At 66.4% G+C, this 1926-nt stretch carries 3 protein-coding genes; 1 reads left to right on the forward strand and 2 read right to left on the reverse strand.

Features of this window, described 5'->3' with window-relative positions; genetic code table 11:
- On the reverse strand, positions 1-965 hold a 965-nt coding region (locus AC2VOK_RS16245; protein ID WP_428901402.1), incomplete at its 3' end, for a fused (3R)-hydroxyacyl-ACP dehydratase subunits HadA/HadB.
- A gap of 231 nt (positions 966-1196) precedes the next feature.
- Between AC2VOK_RS16245 and AC2VOK_RS16250 the strand changes: the two genes are divergently transcribed.
- Complete coding sequence (locus AC2VOK_RS16250) at positions 1197-1418, forward strand: hypothetical protein (protein WP_428901403.1); 222 nt, start codon at positions 1197-1199, stop codon at positions 1416-1418.
- 312 nt (positions 1419-1730) lie between these two features.
- Here the strand turns inward: AC2VOK_RS16250 and AC2VOK_RS16255 are convergent.
- Positions 1731-1926: hypothetical protein (locus AC2VOK_RS16255; protein ID WP_428901404.1), on the reverse strand; the 196-nt coding region annotated here is incomplete at its 5' end.

Genomic DNA, 1926 nt, shown 5'->3' on the forward strand with positions numbered 1-1926 from the left:
ACGACAACACCGGAGCGGGTTTCGGGATCCAGAGACTTGATGCGGCCACTGAATTCGATGTCCGCACCTTCTGCGGCCGACACGATCGCCGGCTGGGACAACCGCACCGCGTAGCGGGTGACCGCGCCGGGGTCTCCCGACCATGCGGAGGCGAAGCCGGCACCCAACCCCATGGTGAGCATGCCGTGGGCGATCACATCGGGCAGTCCGGCCAGTTTGGCGATGCCCTCGTCCCAGTGAATCGGGTTGGCGTCTCCGGCCACGCCGGAATAGTTCACCAGGTCACCGCGGGACAGGCGGGCATGACGCACCGGTAGCTCATCGCCGACCTTCAGGTCGTCGAAAGACCCCGTCCCCGGCGTGCGGGCCGTGCCTTCGTCGGCGATCCGAACCTCCCTCTCGGGACGGACGGTCTTGCGGTAGTCGGCATCGGATTTGCCGACAGCGAGGAGGTCGACGTCATGCATCATGATATTCGGGACGGCCGTCTTGATCGCCGGGTCGACGTCCTCGGCGGTGACGCCGACGACGGTGGTGTGCAGGGTGTGTACCCGCTCGCCGGCGATGTCGGTGAAGGTGTTGGTCACGGTGATCAGGTGTCTGCCGGCGAACCTGCGCACCGAAGACAATTCGACGTCGACACGCAGTTCGTCGCCGGCCACGATCGGGCGGTGCTGCTCGAAGACTTCTTCGGTCTGCATGTAGGTGTCATAACCAACGACGACCGATTCGAACATGCGGCGGTTGCAGTTCATTCCCGGCACCGAGGTGAACGTCATCGGCGTCACCAGGTCTGCGTACCCCAGGCCCGCAGCGGCGGCAACGTCCCAATGTGCCGGGTGATAGTCCTGCACTGCACGGGCATATTCACGGACCTTTTCGCGGCCCACCAGATAGGTGCCGTCCATTTCGTAGTAATGGCCGACCCGTGATTCGAGCAGCGAGTCTTCTGTTGTTGCGGTCATGGAGTGCCCAACTTTTCTATCGGTCTGTTCGCGGAGGCCGACCACAGCACACTAGCGTGCGGTGACCGCGGCAATGCGGTCCGTTCCGGTTCGGCGGTTTGTTCCCGATGCCGCCGTGGCCCGGCCCGGCTCCGGCGGACCAATCCCGGCACGAGCCGCGCGCGAACCTCCGAACCCCAGTTCGTCGCGGCCCCCGGCGGGGCAACGCGAAGGCGGGGCAAGATGTAGTCCGTGAGTTGGGCGAGGCACGAGGGACGGGCGCTTGCGGACACCACCCTCAGCGGCGAGGCGCTGCTTGCCGCGCTCGAAGACCATATCCGCGCGCAAAATCCGAGTCTGACGGATGTGCGTCTGGAGGGAGTGAACGTGACCGAGGAATACGACGCCGGCACCTCGCCGGCCGGGCGGTGGTACTCGGTCACCTACCTGGCCGACGACGGCTTGGGCTATTAGGCCAAACCACGGCTCCGACCGCGTATCCCACGACGCCTCGTCGGCGTGTCGTGTCGGGACGTTCACATTCAGGAGCTGCCCCGCGGCGGCGGTCAACCCGGACGCGTCGCGACGAGTTGGTCGACTGATCACCGCGCCGATACCCGGCCGTGGCGCGGCGCTCACGTGCAATCCGACACGGTGGTCGTCGTCAACCACTGGCGTTCATCCTCGGGGTGACGAGCGGGTTGGCGGCCCTCGGGGTGCGGTACCAGCTGTCGCCCCGGCCTGCCCATACCGTCGAGCCCGAGCCTTCACCGGAACCGGGACGTTTCAGCGGTAGTCACGGGCAAGGCCGAAGCCGTCGGAGCCCAGAATGATTCCAGGGCAGTAGGTTTCGGGGTCGGTCCACAACTCGTAGCCGGTCGCCGGCACGATTGCGCGGCGATGGCGTCGTTGCGGGTGCCCAGCAGGGCGCCCGGCACGGGTCTGGCGTCTCGGGCCGGCGTGTGGACACATGACGGATATG

The organism is Mycobacterium sp. TH-M116, assembly GCF_057473685.1.